The organism is Phaeobacter sp. G2, assembly GCA_025163595.1.
Taxonomy (GTDB): domain Bacteria; phylum Pseudomonadota; class Alphaproteobacteria; order Rhodobacterales; family Rhodobacteraceae; genus Pseudophaeobacter.
The window spans coordinates 517,258-533,199 of the sequence record CP104100.1 but is presented as its reverse complement, the minus strand read 5'-3'; the positions used below and the strand labels follow the sequence as shown (position 1 = coordinate 533,199).

General features: G+C 59.5%; 19 protein-coding genes. 9 read left to right on the top strand and 10 right to left on the bottom strand.

Going from position 1 to position 15,942, the window contains the following annotated elements; all coding sequences use genetic code 11:
• Positions 1-3: 3 nt before the first annotated feature.
• From N1037_02540 to N1037_02525, 4 genes are read left to right on the top strand one after another with little or no spacing between them, the layout of a single operon-like run.
• Positions 4-1,104: an ABC transporter ATP-binding protein gene (locus N1037_02540; GenBank protein UWS79921.1), complete on the top strand. Its 1,101-nt coding sequence runs from the start codon at positions 4-6 to the stop codon at positions 1,102-1,104.
• Entirely contained in the window at positions 1,101-2,525 is a 1,425-nt protein-coding gene (locus N1037_02535) for an ABC transporter permease (protein UWS79920.1), read from the top strand. Before N1037_02540 ends, N1037_02535 begins: the two co-directional genes overlap by 4 nt.
• Positions 2,522-3,409, top strand: a complete 888-nt coding sequence (locus N1037_02530; GenBank protein UWS79919.1) for an ABC transporter permease — start codon at positions 2,522-2,524, stop codon at positions 3,407-3,409. The genes N1037_02535 and N1037_02530 overlap by 4 nt, the downstream gene beginning before the upstream one ends.
• On the top strand, positions 3,406-4,113 hold the full coding sequence (locus tag N1037_02525; protein ID UWS79918.1) for a hypothetical protein: 708 nt from the start codon (positions 3,406-3,408) through the stop codon (positions 4,111-4,113). Before N1037_02530 ends, N1037_02525 begins: the two co-directional genes overlap by 4 nt.
• A 111-nt stretch (positions 4,114-4,224) precedes the next feature.
• Here the strand turns inward: N1037_02525 and N1037_02520 are convergent, their stop codons facing one another.
• Positions 4,225-4,773 carry a tetratricopeptide repeat protein gene (locus tag N1037_02520; protein ID UWS79917.1) on the bottom strand — a complete coding sequence of 183 codons (549 nt, stop codon included), beginning with the start codon at positions 4,771-4,773 and terminating at the stop codon, positions 4,225-4,227.
• 94 nt (positions 4,774-4,867) lie between these two features.
• Here N1037_02520 and N1037_02515 point away from each other — a divergent pair, with 94 nt between their 5' ends.
• Both N1037_02515 and N1037_02510 read left to right on the top strand, forming a co-directional pair.
• Positions 4,868-5,788: a CehA/McbA family metallohydrolase gene (locus tag N1037_02515; protein ID UWS79916.1), complete on the top strand. Its 921-nt coding sequence runs from the start codon at positions 4,868-4,870 to the stop codon at positions 5,786-5,788.
• Between the two features lie 339 nt (positions 5,789-6,127).
• Positions 6,128-6,793: a metal-binding protein ZinT gene (locus N1037_02510; protein ID UWS79915.1), complete on the top strand. Its 666-nt coding sequence runs from the start codon at positions 6,128-6,130 to the stop codon at positions 6,791-6,793.
• 339 nt (positions 6,794-7,132) lie between these two features.
• Here the strand turns inward: N1037_02510 and N1037_02505 are convergent, their stop codons facing one another.
• From N1037_02505 to N1037_02485, 5 genes are all read right to left on the bottom strand, one after another.
• Positions 7,133-7,693, bottom strand: a complete 561-nt coding sequence (locus N1037_02505) for a F0F1 ATP synthase subunit B (GenBank protein ID UWS79914.1) — start codon at positions 7,691-7,693, stop codon at positions 7,133-7,135.
• A gap of 4 nt (positions 7,694-7,697) precedes the next feature.
• Entirely contained in the window at positions 7,698-8,246 is a 549-nt protein-coding gene (locus tag N1037_02500; GenBank protein ID UWS79913.1) for a F0F1 ATP synthase subunit B', read from the bottom strand.
• Between the two features lie 87 nt (positions 8,247-8,333).
• Complete coding sequence (locus N1037_02495; GenBank protein ID UWS79912.1) at positions 8,334-8,570, bottom strand: F0F1 ATP synthase subunit C; 237 nt, start codon at positions 8,568-8,570, stop codon at positions 8,334-8,336.
• A gap of 86 nt (positions 8,571-8,656) precedes the next feature.
• Entirely contained in the window at positions 8,657-9,457 is an 801-nt protein-coding gene (locus N1037_02490; protein ID UWS79911.1) for a F0F1 ATP synthase subunit A, read from the bottom strand.
• Between the two features lie 38 nt (positions 9,458-9,495).
• Complete coding sequence (locus N1037_02485; GenBank protein ID UWS79910.1) at positions 9,496-9,840, bottom strand: AtpZ/AtpI family protein; 345 nt, start codon at positions 9,838-9,840, stop codon at positions 9,496-9,498.
• A 266-nt stretch (positions 9,841-10,106) separates the two neighbouring features.
• Here N1037_02485 and N1037_02480 point away from each other — a divergent pair, with 266 nt between their 5' ends.
• Positions 10,107-10,475, top strand: a complete 369-nt coding sequence (locus N1037_02480; GenBank protein UWS79909.1) for a metalloregulator ArsR/SmtB family transcription factor — start codon at positions 10,107-10,109, stop codon at positions 10,473-10,475.
• Between the two features lie 10 nt (positions 10,476-10,485).
• Here N1037_02480 and N1037_02475 read toward each other — a convergent pair whose 3' ends face one another.
• Both N1037_02475 and N1037_02470 read right to left on the bottom strand, forming a co-directional pair.
• On the bottom strand, positions 10,486-11,391 hold the full coding sequence (locus N1037_02475) for a DMT family transporter (protein ID UWS79908.1): 906 nt from the start codon (positions 11,389-11,391) through the stop codon (positions 10,486-10,488).
• A complete protein-coding gene (locus tag N1037_02470) occupies positions 11,388-12,266 on the bottom strand; it encodes a LysR family transcriptional regulator (protein UWS79907.1) in 879 nt (292 codons plus the stop codon). The genes N1037_02475 and N1037_02470 overlap by 4 nt, the downstream gene beginning before the upstream one ends.
• Before the next feature lie 152 nt (positions 12,267-12,418).
• Between N1037_02470 and N1037_02465 the strand changes: the two genes are divergently transcribed.
• Together N1037_02465 and N1037_02460 are read left to right on the top strand one after the other, a co-directional pair.
• Positions 12,419-13,000: an NAD(P)H-dependent oxidoreductase gene (locus N1037_02465; GenBank protein ID UWS79906.1), complete on the top strand. Its 582-nt coding sequence runs from the start codon at positions 12,419-12,421 to the stop codon at positions 12,998-13,000.
• 145 nt (positions 13,001-13,145) lie between these two features.
• On the top strand, positions 13,146-13,907 hold the full coding sequence (locus N1037_02460; protein UWS79905.1) for an aspartate/glutamate racemase family protein: 762 nt from the start codon (positions 13,146-13,148) through the stop codon (positions 13,905-13,907).
• 9 nt (positions 13,908-13,916) lie between these two features.
• Here N1037_02460 and N1037_02455 read toward each other — a convergent pair whose 3' ends face one another.
• On the bottom strand, positions 13,917-14,444 hold the full coding sequence (locus N1037_02455; protein UWS79904.1) for a prolyl-tRNA synthetase associated domain-containing protein: 528 nt from the start codon (positions 14,442-14,444) through the stop codon (positions 13,917-13,919).
• Between the two features lie 263 nt (positions 14,445-14,707).
• Positions 14,708-15,919, bottom strand: coding sequence for a hypothetical protein (locus N1037_02450; GenBank protein ID UWS79903.1), 1,212 nt, complete (start codon positions 15,917-15,919; stop codon positions 14,708-14,710).
• Positions 15,920-15,942 lie beyond the last annotated feature (23 nt).

The window sequence follows — 15,942 nt, the reverse complement described above, 5'->3', positions numbered from 1 at the left end:
ATCATGCGCGGCAAGGACGTCACACTCGACAATATGTCGATCACCTATCCCAATGGGTTCAGGGCGGTGCAGCCCACCAACCTGACCATTCAGGCGGGTGAGTTTTTTTCGATCCTCGGGCCGTCGGGCTGTGGCAAGACGACGATTTTGCGCGCCGTCTCCGGGTTTATTGAGCCTTCCGAGGGGGAAGTGCGGATCGGCGGGCAGAACATGGCCGGGATCGGCCCGAACACACGTCCAACCGCGCTGATCTTTCAGAACCTCGCACTGTTTCCGCTGATGCCAGTGTGGGAGAACGTGGCCTTTGGTCTGGAATCCCGCGGCTTGTCCAAACGCGACCGCCGCGCCCAAGCGCAAAAGCTGCTTGATCTGGTCGCTCTGGGCGATCAGGCGGAGAAGAAACCGGGAGAGCTGTCGGGCGGTCAACGCCAGCGGGTGGCAATTGCCAGGGCACTGGCCGTAGAACCCGCTGTGTTGCTGCTGGATGAGCCGCTGTCGGCTTTGGATTTGAAGCTGCGTCAGCACATGCGGGCCGAGTTGCGGGCCATCCAGAAACAGACCGGTGTGACCTTCATCTACATCACCCACGACCAGGGTGAGGCCCTGACAATGTCCGACAGGATTGCCGTGATGAACGAAGGCCGGATCGAACAGGTTGGCACCGGCGACGAGATCTATTCGGCCCCGCAAACCGCGTTCACGGCCTCCTTCGTGGGCGAAGCCAACCGCCTGGAGGGGCGGGTAATGGCGGCCAGCGAGGGCATGGCGGACATAGAAACTCCGATGGGCCGGTTCCGCGCCCGCAACCCGCGCGACCTTGCCCCCGGAGCCGAGGCGATGCTGTTCGTTCGACCCGAAGCGATGCTGCTGGGCCATGGGGAAAACCAGCTATTGGCCCGGATGCAACGCCGCGATCTGGAGGGCGCCTTTCTCAATCTGTTTTTTGATGCCCAGGGCACTGAACTGGCGGTGCACATCACCAACGACGGACAGGTCCATGTGCCCACGGAAGGTGATACCAAAATCGGGTTCCGCGCCGAGAGTGCCGTGATCTTACCCTCTGGCCCCCTTGCGCGCACCGGGCAAGAGCTGGCCGCGCAATGAAGGGTTTGCTGAAAGGCTATGGGGCCGCTCTCTCCGCCTTCTTCTTTGGTGCGGTGCTGGTCTGGGGATTGATCCTGATCATCCTGCCGCAGCTGACCATGCTGGAACGTGCCATCACCGCGCCCAAACGCGGGCTTGATAGTTCGGTGGCGCTGAGCCTGTCACGCGACGCCCAGACCTGTATCTCGGTGCTGAAAACCTATGAAATGCAGCCCGATGCCGAAGCAGCCTCCGCAGGCGGGATGGGAATTCCATCGGCCTCCGGCATGGCTGTTCCATCAGCCTCCGGCATGGCTGTTCCGTCTTCCTCCGGTATGGCCGTACCCTCGGCAACAGGCCAAACCCCTGCCCAGGCAACGCGACCCTATATCCTGCAATGCGACAGGGCCAATACACATAAATCTCTTGTGCGGGCGAGCGGGGAGCCATCGCAGTATCTAGATACGCTATATGGCCTGCCAGTGATGGCTGTCTCGGATGCCGGCACCGTTGAAAAACAAATCGCAACCGCAGAAAAAATCTCCGAACGGGCGAAAGCGCTGTTTGTCGATCTCAAGGCCCGTGAAGCCCGCGCCACCCCCTACACCCTGGCCAATTTTGGCTGGCTGACACAGGCCCGGATGATCCCCCTGTCGGAGACGCAAAAGACCATCGAAGATGCCAAGCTGTCCAAAAAGCTGATCGGCCTGATCGGCCTGCGCTTTGAACGCGACGGCAAAGTCTACGAACGCATCGGCCTCATCACTCTGGCGCGCACGCTCAGCTTTGCGATTGCCGCCACCGCGCTGGCCTTACTGCTGTGCTATCCGATGGCCTACAAAGTGGCCCTGGCCACCACGCCGGAACGGGCCGTATGGCTGTTTCTTGGCCTTGTCATTCCCTATGCCATTGTCGAGCTGATGCGGATCTATGCCTGGACTGTGATCATCGACAACAACGGGCTGCTCAACGGGGTGTTGCAGTGGCTGCATGTTGTCGACGACCCGATCCAGTTCAAACGCTTTCCTGGCACCGTCTTTGTAGTGATCGTCTACACCTATGTGCTGTTCATGGTGTTCCCGATCTACAACGTGATGAATACGCTGGACCGCAATCAGATCGAGGCCGCCAAGGATCTGGGAGCCTCGACCTGGCGCGTCCACTGGCGGATCATCATCCCCCATTCCAAGCCCGGCATCGCTGTGGGAGCAATTGCCACCTTCATGTTATCGGCCGGGGCCTTTTCCGTGCCCCGCATCATCAGTCGCGGGCTACAGGCCGAATGGTTCAGCCAGACGATCTACAATAAGTTCTTTGAATCCGAGAACTCGAATGTCGGGGCGGCCTACAGCTTTGCCTATACCATGGTTTGTTTCGTGCTTGTGGGCCTGTTCATGTGGCTCATGCGTACGCGGCTCAAAGATTTCGCGAGGGTGCAATGACCGATTTGACTCAGACCCCGGCTGTGCCGCCAACCACCCCGGTGCGCTTTGGGATTAGCTCTACTGGCCTGCTGAACGCCTATACCTGGGCGTTCCTCGCCTTCATGTTCGCGCCGCTCCTGCTCATGGTGCTGTCCTCCTTCAACGATACCTCGCCCCCCTCGGTCACCCAGTGGGAAGGCTTCACCGGCAAGTGGTATGCCTATTTCTGGATGTCCGAGGCCGAGATGCGCGCCGACCCGGTGTTGCGGGCACTGGATCGCGACCGTTTTGTCGGCTGTTTTGGAAATTCGCTCTATGTGGCGGCCTTTGTGGTGCCTCTGTCGCTGATCCTTGGCTTGTCCGGGGCCGTGCTGCTGACCCGCTGGCGTTCGCGTGCCAACGGAGTGCTGTGGTGGATCCTGCTGTCGCCGATGCTGGCACCAGGCATCGTGCTGGGGCTGTCGGCGCTGGTCTTTTGGGGCCGCTTGGGCGTGAATGCCGGGCTTTTTACCATCATCATGGCGCAGACCACATTTGTCGCCGGCTACCCGATGCTGATCCTGATGGCGCGCCTGCAACGTCAGCCGATCGAACTGGAAGAGGCCGCGCTGGATCTCGGCGCTTCGCCCTTCCGGGTGTTTCGCCGTCTGACCTTGCCCTACCTGTTCCCGGCGCTGGTCTCGGCGGCGGTGATCGGCTTTATGGCCAGTATCGAGAATTACAACACCACCATGTTCGCCAAGGGCGGGTCCTGTACCTTTGCCACCGAAATTGGAGCGATGGCGCGCAATCCCAATGGCCACCCTCCTGTGATCAACGCCGTCGGCACGATCATCATCGCGTTGACCGTTCTGGCGGCCACCGCCCATGCGTTTATGTCCCGGCGCGAGGCGCAAAAGTGATCCGCGCCCGCTGTCATCCAAAACTGCGCCCGCTTTTGCCCGAACCGGTGCCAGCGGCCCAGACCCTGCCCGACTGGCTGAAATCCATGCCCTCGGAGGTTGCGGCCCCCAGTCTTGGCGGCGAAGTGGTGCGTACACTGAAGCACTGCCCGCCCATTATTGATGCGCTGTCGTCCGGTGTCATCATCCCGCTGGCCACGGATCTGCACATCAGCAACGGTGAGATCGCCTGGGATTGGGATCCGCCGATCCTACAGGATGCGCTGATTTCGCGCGCGCCGGTTGGGCTGCATGTGCCGGAACAGGCCAGTGGCGCCCCGTTCAAGTTGGCCAGCAATGCGGTGGTAAAGTTCATCAACTTCTGGACACTCGAGACGCCACCGGGCTGGTCGCTGCTGTTCACCCATCCGCTAAACCGGGAAGACCTGCCCTTCCGGGCGCTATCCGGTGTTGTTGACTGTGATCTGTTCAAAGACGGCTACGTCCATTTCCCAGCGCTTTGGACCGACCCCAAATTCGAAGGCACACTGGCCAAAGGAACACCTGTCGCACAGGTCTTTGCAATCCAGCGCGAGGTGCCTGCGCTGGATGTTGGTGACATGACGGAGAACGAAATCGCCCGCAACCGTGAGGTTCAGCATGCACTGGGCCAGGAACGCGGCGTGTATCGCAAGAGCTTCCGGCAGCGGCACCGCCCCGGTTAGGGGGCACGCAGGTCATTTTGCCATGTGATCGTAGTGCAGCCAGACAAATCGCAACAGTTGTATCGCGTGTTTAACCCGCCGAAACAGACGCCAATGGCCTAGGTGCTGCCCCTACAGGCTCAGTGGTACCGAGCCCTTTGACACACGCACCAAGGTGCGGATCACCGCCGCCTTGTCCGGGTGGTTGTCCAGCAGGTCTCGCCGCAGATCCGACGTATTGGCCGCGCCGGTCTCCGCCGCTATCCGGTACAGGGCCAGGTCCGCCTCGGGATCGCCACGCAGCGCGCTCCAAGCCGCCTGCGCCGCGCCAAACCGCCCCAATCGCACCCCAACCCGTCCCAGATTGCGCCGCGCATCGGTGTCTGTGGGTTCAAGAACCAGCGCGCGGCTAAAGGCCTCAAACCCGGTCTCGAAATCTTCCGCACTCAGCGCCGCGCGGCCAAGTTCAAACCAGGCGGCCGAATGCTGCGGCATGACCTGAACCGTGCGCCGCAACATCGCCTGCGCCTGCGCCATCCGGCCAAGTTCGATCAGGACCTTGCCGTAGTTGTACATCATTGATGGATGCGGATCAGCACCCGCCACCAAAGGGGCAAGTATATCTGCGGCCTGCCCCCAGTTTCCGGTCTGAAGGGCGCGCTGAAGTCGGTCCAGTTTCATGGCGCCACCCTATCCCGATTCCGCAACAGATTTGTCACAAATCCGTTTCCCGGAGCGCCTATTCAGGCATCAGAATTTCTAGGGGGAAATCACAATGGTCTTGTCAGCATTTTCAACTCCCGGCCGTTTCTGGCGAGGCAATCTGCACACCCACTCGACCCTGTCGGACGGCTGCCTTGAGCCCGCAGAAGTGTGCCGCCGGTACAAGGCCGAAGGCTATGATTTCCTGGCGCTGACAGATCATTTCATCGGCGCCTATGACTATCCCCTTGCGGATACAAAACCATTTCGCGACGACAGGTTCACCACGCTTCTCGGGGCGGAGCTGCATTCCGGCGCCATGGGAAACGGTGAACTGTGGCACATCCTTGCGGTTGGCCTGCCCGAAGGGTTTGCAGCGCCCAACGCTCCGGGCTTTCATCCGGTGGACGATCAGGAAACAGGCCCGGAGCTTGCGGCGCGCGCCCGGGACGCCGGCGCATTTGTCGCCATCGCCCATCCGCACTGGTCCGGCCTGACTCTTGCTGATGCGCGTTCAATCGAAGCGGCGCATGCGGTCGAGATCTATAATCACGGCTGTGCCATCGGTTGCGACCGCGAGGGTGGCGGGCATGTGCTCGACCTGTTGCTGTCAGAAGGCCGTGATATGACGCTTATCGCCACCGATGACGCCCATTTCACTGAACCAGACCATTTTGGCGGTTGGGTCATGGTCAAGGCAGAGGCCAACGATCCTGAGCTTCTGCTGCAAGCCCTGAAACAAGGCGATTTCTACAGCTCGCAAGGGCCAGAAATTCGCAATGTGACACTCACCAGCGACACAATCGAGATCGAAAGCACCGCCGCGTCAACGATGATCCTGCAAGGCCACGGCCAGGCGGCGACTGCCATCCATGGTGCCTCAATGACCCGCGGCCAGATCCCTCTACACCGGTTCCGCAATTCGCCCTGGCTGCGGGTAACAGTGGTGGACGCTGCAGGCAAACGCGCCTGGACCAATCCCTTTCGCTTGTGATGGCGCGGCCTATCACAGGCGGCCAATGGGAAGGAAGGCACCGCAAATGCAGCCCTGTCCCCCCATTGGCACCGCTCATTAGGTAAATTCTGGTTTCCTCACGATAGAACCCAATGCGGCTCTGGCCTTTCTGTAAATCATGCTTGTCGACTACGCGGGGCAGAGCTTTCATTTGCTCTTGCCAGGTCACTGATCGCTTTCACTTGTTCTGTGCGGACTCCGCTTAAACCTTGCGGTTAGGGGCAGTGCGTCTTGCCAAATTAATCAGGGAGAGATACTGACTGGATTTGTTATGATATATCATAACAAATCCATCATAGCAAAGGCAGGAAGCTTCACATGAAACAGACAATCCTCAAACGCGTTGGCGTCATTGCGCTTGGCGCGCTGATCGTTAGTTCGGCGCAGGTAATGGCGCAAACAGCGGAAAATTCCGCCACCACTCACACCCATACCCATACACACTCACATAAGGAAGAGGGGCCATCCCTGGTCGACGCCGCTGCGGTTAAAGCCCGCAACCTGTCTGACTGGGGTGGCGACTGGCAGTCGCTTTACCCGCTCCTGCAAGACGGCACTTTGGATGCAGTGATGGAACACAAAGCTGAACATGGAGAAAAATCCGCTGAGGAGTACCGTGCCTACTACGAGGTCGGCTACAAAACAGATGTGGAGCGTATCCTGATCGACGGCCCCAGCGTGACTTTTTTCCGGGACGGCCAACCTGTGCAGGGGCAGTACGCCGAAGACGGATATGAAATCCTGACCTACAAATCCGGCAATCAGGGTGTGCGCTTCATTTTTGAAAAATCCGGCGGCGACGCGGCCGCGCCTCGGTTCATTCAGTTCAGCGACCACAAGATTGCACCAACCAAGGCCGACCACTACCATCTTTACTGGGGTAATGACCGCGCTGAGTTGCTGACAGAAGTCACCAACTGGCCAACATATTTCCCAGCCGTGTTGAGCGGTGCAGAGATCGCATCTGAAATGATGGCCCACTAACTTGGTGCATTCCTGAACAGGAAAAATGCACGCATTCTACATAGCGGACTTTGGCCGCTATGTAGAATGTTGATAAGATAGCGTCAAAGCAGACATCTGACGACATCTGACGACCTCAGCACCCAGTCTGTGCCACCGGAAAAACCCCTGCCCGTTGCATCACTTCCAGTCGGACCGCCCGCCAGCGGATATGGGGTGCGTGTGCATTGGCTGGCGCGGCGTCACGCGCAGGTATCCCCCTTCGAACCGCGCGAATGCGGCCTGGAACAAAAGCAAAGACAAAAAAACCCGGCCACAAGGGCCGGGTTTTGAACACTCAGATACAGTGATCGTTGTGATTTAGTGCAGCTTGTCGTTGACGTCGGTGATCGCCGCATCGATCAGTTTGTTTGCCTCAGTCGCTGTCATCTGCTTGGCGATCACTTGATCGGCAGCAGCAACAGCGATGGAGATCGCCTGATCGCGTACTTCTTTCACTGCCGAAGCTTCGGCAGATGCGATCTGCTCTTCTGCAGCCACAAGACGGCGGGCGATGGAAGTTTCCAGATCCGCCTTGGCCTCTTCGGCAGCAGCCGCCGCATCCTCACGGGCCGCAGCCACGATACGATCGGCCTGTGCCTGAACTTCCTGCTGCTTGCGCTCGTAGGAGGCCAGAATGGTCTGAGCTTCTTCCCGCAGGGCGCGGGCTTCGTTCAGTTCCTTCTGGATACCTTCGGCGCGGGCGTCCAATTGGCCACCCAGCAGGCTAGGCACTTTGACAAACAGAAGAATGCCAACAAACAGAAGAAAGCCGAGCAGAACAACAAAGTTGGTGTTGCTCATCGACAGGAAGGGACCAGAGGCGGCAAACGCCGGGCTGGTGGCCCCAAGGGTGAGGGCAATTGCCAGAACTGTGCGCATGTCCTTAACCTTTCATCCGGTCGGCAACCGCTGTCGCGACTGCTTTTGCATCTGCTTTGCCACCCAGCGCTGTTACCAGAGCTTCGGCGGTGTCGGCGGCCACAACTTTCACGCTTTCCAGCGCGCCAGCTTTGATCTCGCCAATGGCTTTTTCAGACTCAGCCGCTTTGGCTGCAATCTGTTCGTCCGCCTTGGCAATCGCTTCGTCCAGGCCAACCTGGATTTCGGCGCGTGTTTCGGCGGCGATACGCTGTGCCTCAGCGCGGGCGTCTGCCAGGGCCTTGTTATAAGCGTCTTCGGCCTCAACTGCCTTGGCTTTCAGATCTTCAGCCGCAGCAAGGTCGTTGGTGATGGTCCCCTGACGCTCTGCCAGAACCGCAGCAATGCGGGGCAGCGCGACACGCGACAAAATGAGATAGATCGCGACCAGCGCGATTGCCAGCCAGAAGATCTGGTTCCCGAAGGTCGAGAAATCCAGCTGCGGCATGCCCGGAGCAGAGCCGTGCGCGGCCTCGGCGGCGCCGTGAGCTGCGTCTTGCGTATTAGATGCCATGTCGTCCTCCTAGGGAACTTGCCGTTACATCGGGCGGTGGGCCATTGGGCCTACCGCCCGACCGTAAGGATAAAGTGTCCTAAGGTCTTAGACTGCGAACATCAGCAGCAGAGCAACCAGGAACGAGAAGATGCCCAGGGCTTCTGCAAAGGCGATGCCGATGAAGAGAGTAGCTGTCTGGCCGGCGGCTGCCGATGGGTTGCGCAGTGCGCCTGCCAGGAAGTTGCCGGCTACGTGGCCAACACCGATTGCGGCTGCGCCGGAACCGATTGCTGCCAGGCCTGCGCCGATGAACTGACCGAGTTGTGCGATATCGCCTTCCATGGGTATTCTCCTTACGATGGAATGTGGTGATTTGGGACCCGAATGACCCAGGAACGGATCATCCGGTAACTTGTTGGATCTAGACCTTAGTGGCTCGGATGCAGGGCATCTTTCAGATACACACAGGTCAGGATGGTAAAGACATAGGCCTGGATAAAGGCCACCAGAACTTCGAGAGCGTAGACTGCGGTGATGGCAAAGATCGGCAGGAAGCTGAACAGGCCCAGAGCGCCCGCAAAACCTGCAAAAACCTTCAGAACCGCGTGGCCCGCCATGACGTTGCCAGCCAGACGAATGCTGTGGCTCACGGGGCGTACAAAGTAGGAAATGAGTTCGATGATGGCCAGGATGGGGCGCAGGGCCAGAGGCGCGCTGGATACCCAGAAGAGACCAAGGAAACCGGCGCCATTTTTGACAAAGCCAACGATGGTGACGGTAAAGAACACCAGACCCGCCAGGATCGCGGTAACAGCGATATGCGAGGTGGTGGTAAAGGACATCGGGATCAGGCCCAAGAAGTTGGCCATGAGGATGAACATGAACAGGGTCATGATATAGGGGAAGAACTTGACGCCATCTTTGCCCGCCACGTCTTCAACCATTTTGTAGATGAACCCATAGGTCAGTTCCGCAACCGACTGGGCGCGGCCAGGCACGATGGCGCGGCGCGAAGAGCCAACAACCATCAGCAAGAAGACGCAGACAACCGCCAGGGCAAGCCAGAGGGTGACATTGGTAATTGCGAAGGTGTTTACTGCGCCACCAGTGAGCGAGGCGACGTTGAACTGATCCATCGGGTGGATCGCCAGAGCCGCGTGCTCAGGTGCAAAAAGCACGCCAGACACCACTACCAGTGCCAATGCTACGTAAAAGAACAGCTTGCCCATCGTTCCGCTTCTCCTGTCGTCAGGTGTTGATCACGCGATCAGTCCTGAGCCTTTGCATTTTCATCGGCCTGTTCGGCCAGTTTCTGTTCCTGGATCTCCTGCGCGGTGCGAAGCATCACCTTCACCCCTGCGACAAGTCCCAGCAGTATAAACAGCACCATAAAGATAGGCAGGGTCCCAAAAAGGTGATCCAACCCAAATCCGATGCCAAAGCCGATCCCGAGACCGACCACCAATTCTATCACCATCCGCCAGGCCTGATTGGCCAGAGAGTAGTGTTCATCCGCGCGCGGCTTGGGCTCTTGGGCCTTACGCGCCGCTGCCAGTTTGGCCTCCAGCTGCGCCATGCGCTGCTTTTGGTCATCATCTGTCACAGGCGCCATCCTCACGCGATTTCTATGTGAGGTGCTAAGGCGCTGGGGCCACAGAGTCAATTGCAGAGTCCACAGCCCCAGAAATACTGTATGTATTTGATATTAAATATTTTTTTCAAAAATCACCTACCCTGCGCGCTTCTGTCACTTGGCGTCTTTCGCCCTGAAGCCGCGAATTGGCATATTCAACCAAAAGGTTGATTTTGGTTTCACCCTGCTTTTGGCAAACCAAGCGCGGCTTTCCTTTAACGAAACAGGCGCCTAATGTGCGCGGTATGTCCAGTGAACTTGATACCGTCTTTGCCGCCCTGGCCGACCCGACCCGTCGGGCGATCCTCACCATGTTGTTGGAGGATGATATGGCCGTAACGGATGTGGCGGACCCTTTTGAGATGTCGCTGGCGGCAATTTCCAAACACCTCACCATCCTGAGCCGCGCGGGTCTTATCGCGCAGGAAAAGCGCGGGCGGGTGAAATGGTGCAAACTACAGCCCGACGCCATGCGGGCGGCTTCGGTCTGGATGCAGGGGTTTGGCCAGTTTGAACCGGTGCACCTGGACGCGTTTGAACGCTTCCTGGCCAGCGAGTTGGACGACCAGCCCCCAGTCGCTCAGGCCCCGGCTATTCAGAACAGCGAAATCTGAGCAAGTCTGCTCAGGCTTTGACAGGGCGCGCGGGCTTGGCCGCATCTTCGAGCAACAACACCAGGGCCACCACCGTCAGCGCAATCCCCACCAGAATCAGCCCGCTTGGGGCCGGGTTGCCCAGCGCGACCTGCCAGACAATCACCCAACTGGGAGTCAGATAGGTATAGGCCATGACCTTGGCCGCAGGCAGGTGAAGGCTGGCAAACTGCAGCAACACAAAGGTGACAGCGCTGGCAAATATCGCCACATAAAAAATTCCAACCCAAACCAGCATCGGCAGGGCGTTCCACTGGGTCGCGCGGATGTCCCCCCAGCCAACGACCAGCAATACCAGTGCCCCGGCAATCAGGGTGCCAAAGGTAAAGGCAATCGCCGGCTCACCCCGGTTCAGTTTACGCACCACCGGCGTATAGATCGCATGGGCAACACAGCCGACAAAATAGATCATCTCTCCGCGGCCAATATCAAAGGCCCGCAGCGCCGCCAGGTCGGCCCGGAAGATCACCCAAAGCGCCCCCGCCGCGCCGATGCCCAAGGCCAGCGCCATGCGCGGCGTGGTAATCTGGCGCAGCAGCAGATAGCCAAAGACCCCGCTGAGCACCGGGGTCAGGGTAAAGACCGCCGAGGCGCTGACCGGATCTGCCGTCTGCAAGCCATAAAACATCAGCACAAAGTAGCTGGCAAACAGCGCCCCCATTACCAGATAGCGCCAGGGCGCCCGAAAATGATGCCGTCGCAGTTTGCCGCTTAGCCCGGCGACCGCGCCAATCACCACCGCCGCGATGCCAAAACGCACCGCATTCAGCGCCATCGGCGCGATATCATTGGCGATCAAAACCCCCAGCGAAAACGATCCCGCCACCAGAATCGAAAACAGCAGCATGGCGCCATGGGCGCGCTGAACCGGGCTCATTGCTGCCAGGCCTTGGCGCGCTCTTTCAAAAAGCTGAGGAAACTCTGCACCTTGTTGGTGCGGTGCAGGTCCACATGGGTCACCAACCAAAGACTGCCTTCCCAATCGGCCTGAGGATCCATCATCTTGACCAAAGCCGGGCGGCGCGAGGCCTCCCACATCGACATAAAGCCAATGCCGGCCCCTGCCATAACCGCCTCTTGCATTGCCACACCGTCGGAGCAGCGGAAGATAATTGTCTCTTCCGTGGTGTGTTCGCGCAGCCATTTGTTGAAAGGTGCGCGGCTGTCTGGATTGTCGGTGCCAACAAACTGATGGTTCTTCAGGTCATCGACACCTTTCAGCATGCCGTGCTGGTCTACATAGCCTTGGGAGGCAAACAGACCGATCTTCTGCTTGAGAAAGGGCTGCACCACATTGTCCGGCTGATCCGGTGCATTGCCTGCCCGCAGCGCCACATGGGCCTCGCCGTACTCCAGCCTGAACAGGCGCTCACCGGTGAGGTAGCGAATAACCAGGCCCGGATGCATCTGCTGGAACTCGGTCAGCACTGGCACCAGTAGATGCGACATCGACGACAGTGAGGTCACCACCAATTCGCCTGAGACCTCTTCCCCCTGGCCTTTCAACCGGCCAACCAACTGGCTGAACTGGTCATCTGTGGCCTGCGCCACCCGCAACAGGTCCTGACCGGATTCCGTTGGCGTATAGCCACGGGCATGACGCTGGAACAGCTTCACCCCCAGGCGTGTTTCAATTGCATCAATATGGCGGATCACCGTCGCATGATGCACCCCCAGAACCTCGGCGGCGCCACTGACAGTCCCCATGCGGGCCACCTGATAGGCGGTGCGAACTTCGTCCCAATTCTCCATCACACTGTCCTTGCTTCAAATCCGCTTTGTGAAATCTGCCCCTCAAGCCCCACCGCAAATTTGCACAAAACCTGTGCCGACACGGCGATTGAGTTCATTTTTGCTATAACCCATGTGTGATGCAGACGAAACAAAAAATAGGAATTCAGATCATGACCTCCACAGTTCTGCATATCGACTCCTCCGCCCGCGCCGAGAACTCCGTCACCCGCTCGCTGAGCGCCGAGATCACCGGGCGGCTGGCACCTGAAACTGTCATCCGTCGGGATCTGGCGACCCCACTGCCGCTGCTCGACGAGGCCTGGGTCGGTGCCAACTTCACCCCTGCGGACCAACGCAGCGATGAGCAGAAGGCGCTTCTTGCGCAGTCTGACGCGCTGATTGCCGAGCTGAAACAGGCCGATACCATTGTCATCGGCACGCCGATCTACAATTTCTCAGTGCCCTCGACGCTGAAGGCCTGGATTGATCTGGTTGCCCGCGTTGGGGTAACCTTCAATTACACCGAAACCGGCCCCGTTGGTCTGCTGGAGGGCAAACGCGCCATCATCGCGGTGGCCTCTGGCGGGACGCAGGCCGGATCGGATATCGATTTTGCCACCACCTACCTGCGCCATGTGCTTGGCTTTATCGGCATCACCGATGTTGAACTGGTCGCCGCAGATCAGCTGTCTATGGATGAGGAAGGTTCAATGCAACGCGCCAAGTCCGCAATCGAGGCGCTTGCCGCCTAAGCTTTGCCCGCTAAATTTGGCAAACCAAACCTGAACACCGCCTCCCCCCCGGGGGGAGGTGCTTTTGTTCAACGCCCCTGTTGCACCATGCCAATCTGTTGCACCATGCTACCCGGACGGGAACGCAAGACAGGGCGCAGCAGATATGAAGAAAATCGGTATTCTCGGCGGCGTCGGCTGGGCCTCAACCCTGGACTACTATCGCGGTATTTGCGCGGGCAGCTGGCAGCGGCAAATCGAGACTGGCGCAGAGTCCCACAACGGCCCGCTCCCCTGCCCAAAGATCACCATAGAATCGGTCAATCAAGCCGAGACCCGCAGCCTGCGCGGGCGCCCCGAGGATGAGGCCAGCTGGGCCGCCTTTGATGCGGTGTTTCGCAATGGCCTGCTGGTGCTGCAAGCGGCCGGATGTGATTTTGCGGTGATCGCCAGCAACACGCCCCATGCGCGCCTACACGCCATCCGCCAGGGGGTAGAGATGCCGGTGCTGTCCATTTTTGATGCAACCGCACAGGCGGTTGCCAAAACCAAGGCCGCCTCTGCCCTGGTGATCGGCACTGCGGTCACCATGCAGGCCCGCAACTACGCCGAGGTTTTGGCCCCCTATGGAATTCAGGCCAATCCAACGCTGCCCACAGCGGAGATCGCCGAAGCCCAGTCGATGATCGACGAAGACTTTCACGGCGGCGCCTCGCCAGAGGCGCAGGCACGGCTGCTGCGGTTTTGCCAGAAACACGCCAACGCCGGGGAGGCGGTGATCCTTGCCTGTACCGAACTGCCGCTGGCCTTCCCGGACCATATTGATGAGCCCTGTTTTGAGGCCGCCGGGGTCTTGTTTATCAATCCCTCCGCAGCCCATGTCGCAGCAGCGCTGGAGCTGGCATTGGGGGAACCCCAAAATGCCTAGGGGCGCGCGTCAGATCCAGTGGGGCTCACACCCGATGCGAGCGAGAAAGGCAAGAAAATCCTCCCGTGCCATCACCACGGTGCGATCATTCACCAGCGGGTGCATATTGATCACATCCACCTCCTGCACCGCTGCATCCATATAAAAGGTCACCCCCTGCGCAACACCGGTGATCATTGCCAGTGGGCTCACTGCGCCCGGGCGAATGCCCAGGTTCTGCATCAGGCGATCAGCAGAGCCAAAGCTCAGGCCTGCGGCACCAATCTCCTTCCCCAGCGCCTTGAGGTCGATCTCGCGGTCCTGTTCGACAGAAATGAGGTAATTACGCTTCTTGCGATCCCGCAGATAGAGGTTCTTGATCTTCAGGCTGCTGACGCCGGGCTGCTGCATCTCTGCTTCAACCTGCTTGGCTTCCTCCACGGTCCGCAGCGGCACATGGGTAAACAGGGTATAGGGCAAATCCCATGCATCAAGCTGTGCCAACAGCGCATCTGAGCTGACCGGCAAGGCGTCCTGTTGAGCGGCGGCTGCATCCATGAATCAAGTCTCCCAAAAGCGGTATTTTACGTCGCCTTCAGATCACGCAAAAAAACCCAAAGACGCAAGAGACGATGCGCCCTCTGGAGACAAAACTGCGCCACAGCCGCTCAGGCACACAGTCACTCAGGTAGGCGAGCACACTGGCAGGCGAGCACACAGGCAGGCCGGCACACAGGCAGGCCGGCCCCCTGTCAGGCGGACACACAGCTGGGCAGCCAGTTAGGGGAGCAGGTAGGTGCGGCAGGTGGTCAGCCGAGCCCTCAAACCGCTGCGAGTTCGTCTTGTCTGACCTCCTCATAGTGGTCAAACGCAGTCTCAAACCAGCCGGTGCCGCGGCTGGCGCTGGCCAAGCTGTGACACAGGCCATCCTGTGCGACCAGCGGAATCAGGGCCTCCAGAACAACCCAACCCGCTTTGCCGTCTTCTGCAGCAAAGCCCAGAACCTGTCCCTTCCGGTTGCTAATCACCGGGATCACCCGGCCTGAAAACACCGAAGGCACATGAATGGCCACCTTCATAATGGGTTGCAATAGCACCAGATCGGCCTGATCCAAAGCGCTCCGCACCGCATTTCTGGCCGCCGTGCGAAAAGCAAAATCAGAGCTGTCCACGGCGTGGTGCTTGCCATCTTTCAAGACCACCGCGGCATCCACCACCGGGTGGCTGTTGTAGCCTTCCCGCAGGGCTTCGCGCACCCCGGCCTCAACCGAGGGAATATAGGCCTTTGGCACCGCTCCGCCCTTGATCCTGTCGTGAAACTGAAAACCGCTGCCCCGGGGCAGCGGGCGCATTTCGATCAGAACATCGGCAAACTGCCCCGCCCCGCCGGACTGCTTGCGGTGACGGTAGCGCAGCTCAATCGGTTTTCTGAGGGTTTCACAAAAGGCCGGCGGCACCTGCTCGCCAATGGCTTCGACGCCAAACTCCCTTTCCAGCGTGGCCAGCACCCTGCGCAGATGCAACGGCCCCTGCAGATGCAACAGGGCGCGCCCGGAAATCGGGTCCTGTTCCAGCTTCACAGCCGGGTCGATCCCCACCAGACGGTCCAACGCCGCCGAGAGCCGCGCCTCGTCGCCTTGTTGCACCGGAACAACCAAGCGCCGGTAGGTCGACGGCGGCGGCTGTGCCCAGCCGGGCAGCCCGGCACTGCCATCAGCAGAATAACAGTAGCCGAGGTTCGGATGGTCGGATTTTATCGCCTGACCGATATCGCCGGACTGCAGACCGCTGCGCGAGGCGCCAGTGTCTAGCCCGCCCAACGCGGCGAGAGTGCGCCCCCCCACCGGATTGCCATCCCCCAGGCCTGCGTCCAGGGCACGCAGCAAGACGGCTTTATCAAGATGTTTGGCCTGATCGGCCATACAGCCGACCGCCACCACATCCGCCACCCCCTCCCCGAGTTTGCCCAGCCGCGCCCTTGTCAGGGTCGTTTTGCCAGATTGCGATGGCCCCAGTATCGTGAATACACGCATCCCTCTTGGTCCTTCCCTCAGCC

Excerpts from the sequence above, each read along its gene's own strand:
- N1037_02540 (UWS79921.1), top strand. The coding sequence starts at position 4 with ATGCGCGGCAAGGACGTCACACTCGACAATATGTCGATCACCTATCCC.
- N1037_02535 (UWS79920.1), top strand. The coding sequence starts at position 1,101 with ATGAAGGGTTTGCTGAAAGGCTATGGGGCCGCTCTCTCCGCCTTCTTC.
- N1037_02530 (UWS79919.1), top strand. The coding sequence starts at position 2,522 with ATGACCGATTTGACTCAGACCCCGGCTGTGCCGCCAACCACCCCGGTG.
- N1037_02520 (UWS79917.1), bottom strand. The coding sequence starts at position 4,773 with ATGAAACTGGACCGACTTCAGCGCGCCCTTCAGACCGGAAACTGGGGG.
- N1037_02515 (UWS79916.1), top strand. The coding sequence starts at position 4,868 with ATGGTCTTGTCAGCATTTTCAACTCCCGGCCGTTTCTGGCGAGGCAAT.
- N1037_02510 (UWS79915.1), top strand. The coding sequence starts at position 6,128 with ATGAAACAGACAATCCTCAAACGCGTTGGCGTCATTGCGCTTGGCGCG.
- N1037_02505 (UWS79914.1), bottom strand. The coding sequence starts at position 7,693 with ATGCGCACAGTTCTGGCAATTGCCCTCACCCTTGGGGCCACCAGCCCG.
- N1037_02500 (UWS79913.1), bottom strand. The coding sequence starts at position 8,246 with ATGGCATCTAATACGCAAGACGCAGCTCACGGCGCCGCCGAGGCCGCG.
- N1037_02495 (UWS79912.1), bottom strand. The coding sequence starts at position 8,570 with ATGGAAGGCGATATCGCACAACTCGGTCAGTTCATCGGCGCAGGCCTG.
- N1037_02490 (UWS79911.1), bottom strand. The coding sequence starts at position 9,457 with ATGGGCAAGCTGTTCTTTTACGTAGCATTGGCACTGGTAGTGGTGTCT.
- N1037_02485 (UWS79910.1), bottom strand. The coding sequence starts at position 9,840 with ATGGCGCCTGTGACAGATGATGACCAAAAGCAGCGCATGGCGCAGCTG.
- N1037_02480 (UWS79909.1), top strand. The coding sequence starts at position 10,107 with ATGTCCAGTGAACTTGATACCGTCTTTGCCGCCCTGGCCGACCCGACC.
- N1037_02475 (UWS79908.1), bottom strand. The coding sequence starts at position 11,391 with ATGAGCCCGGTTCAGCGCGCCCATGGCGCCATGCTGCTGTTTTCGATT.
- N1037_02470 (UWS79907.1), bottom strand. The coding sequence starts at position 12,266 with ATGGAGAATTGGGACGAAGTTCGCACCGCCTATCAGGTGGCCCGCATG.
- N1037_02465 (UWS79906.1), top strand. The coding sequence starts at position 12,419 with ATGACCTCCACAGTTCTGCATATCGACTCCTCCGCCCGCGCCGAGAAC.
- N1037_02460 (UWS79905.1), top strand. The coding sequence starts at position 13,146 with ATGAAGAAAATCGGTATTCTCGGCGGCGTCGGCTGGGCCTCAACCCTG.
- N1037_02455 (UWS79904.1), bottom strand. The coding sequence starts at position 14,444 with ATGGATGCAGCCGCCGCTCAACAGGACGCCTTGCCGGTCAGCTCAGAT.
- N1037_02450 (UWS79903.1), bottom strand. The coding sequence starts at position 15,919 with ATGCGTGTATTCACGATACTGGGGCCATCGCAATCTGGCAAAACGACC.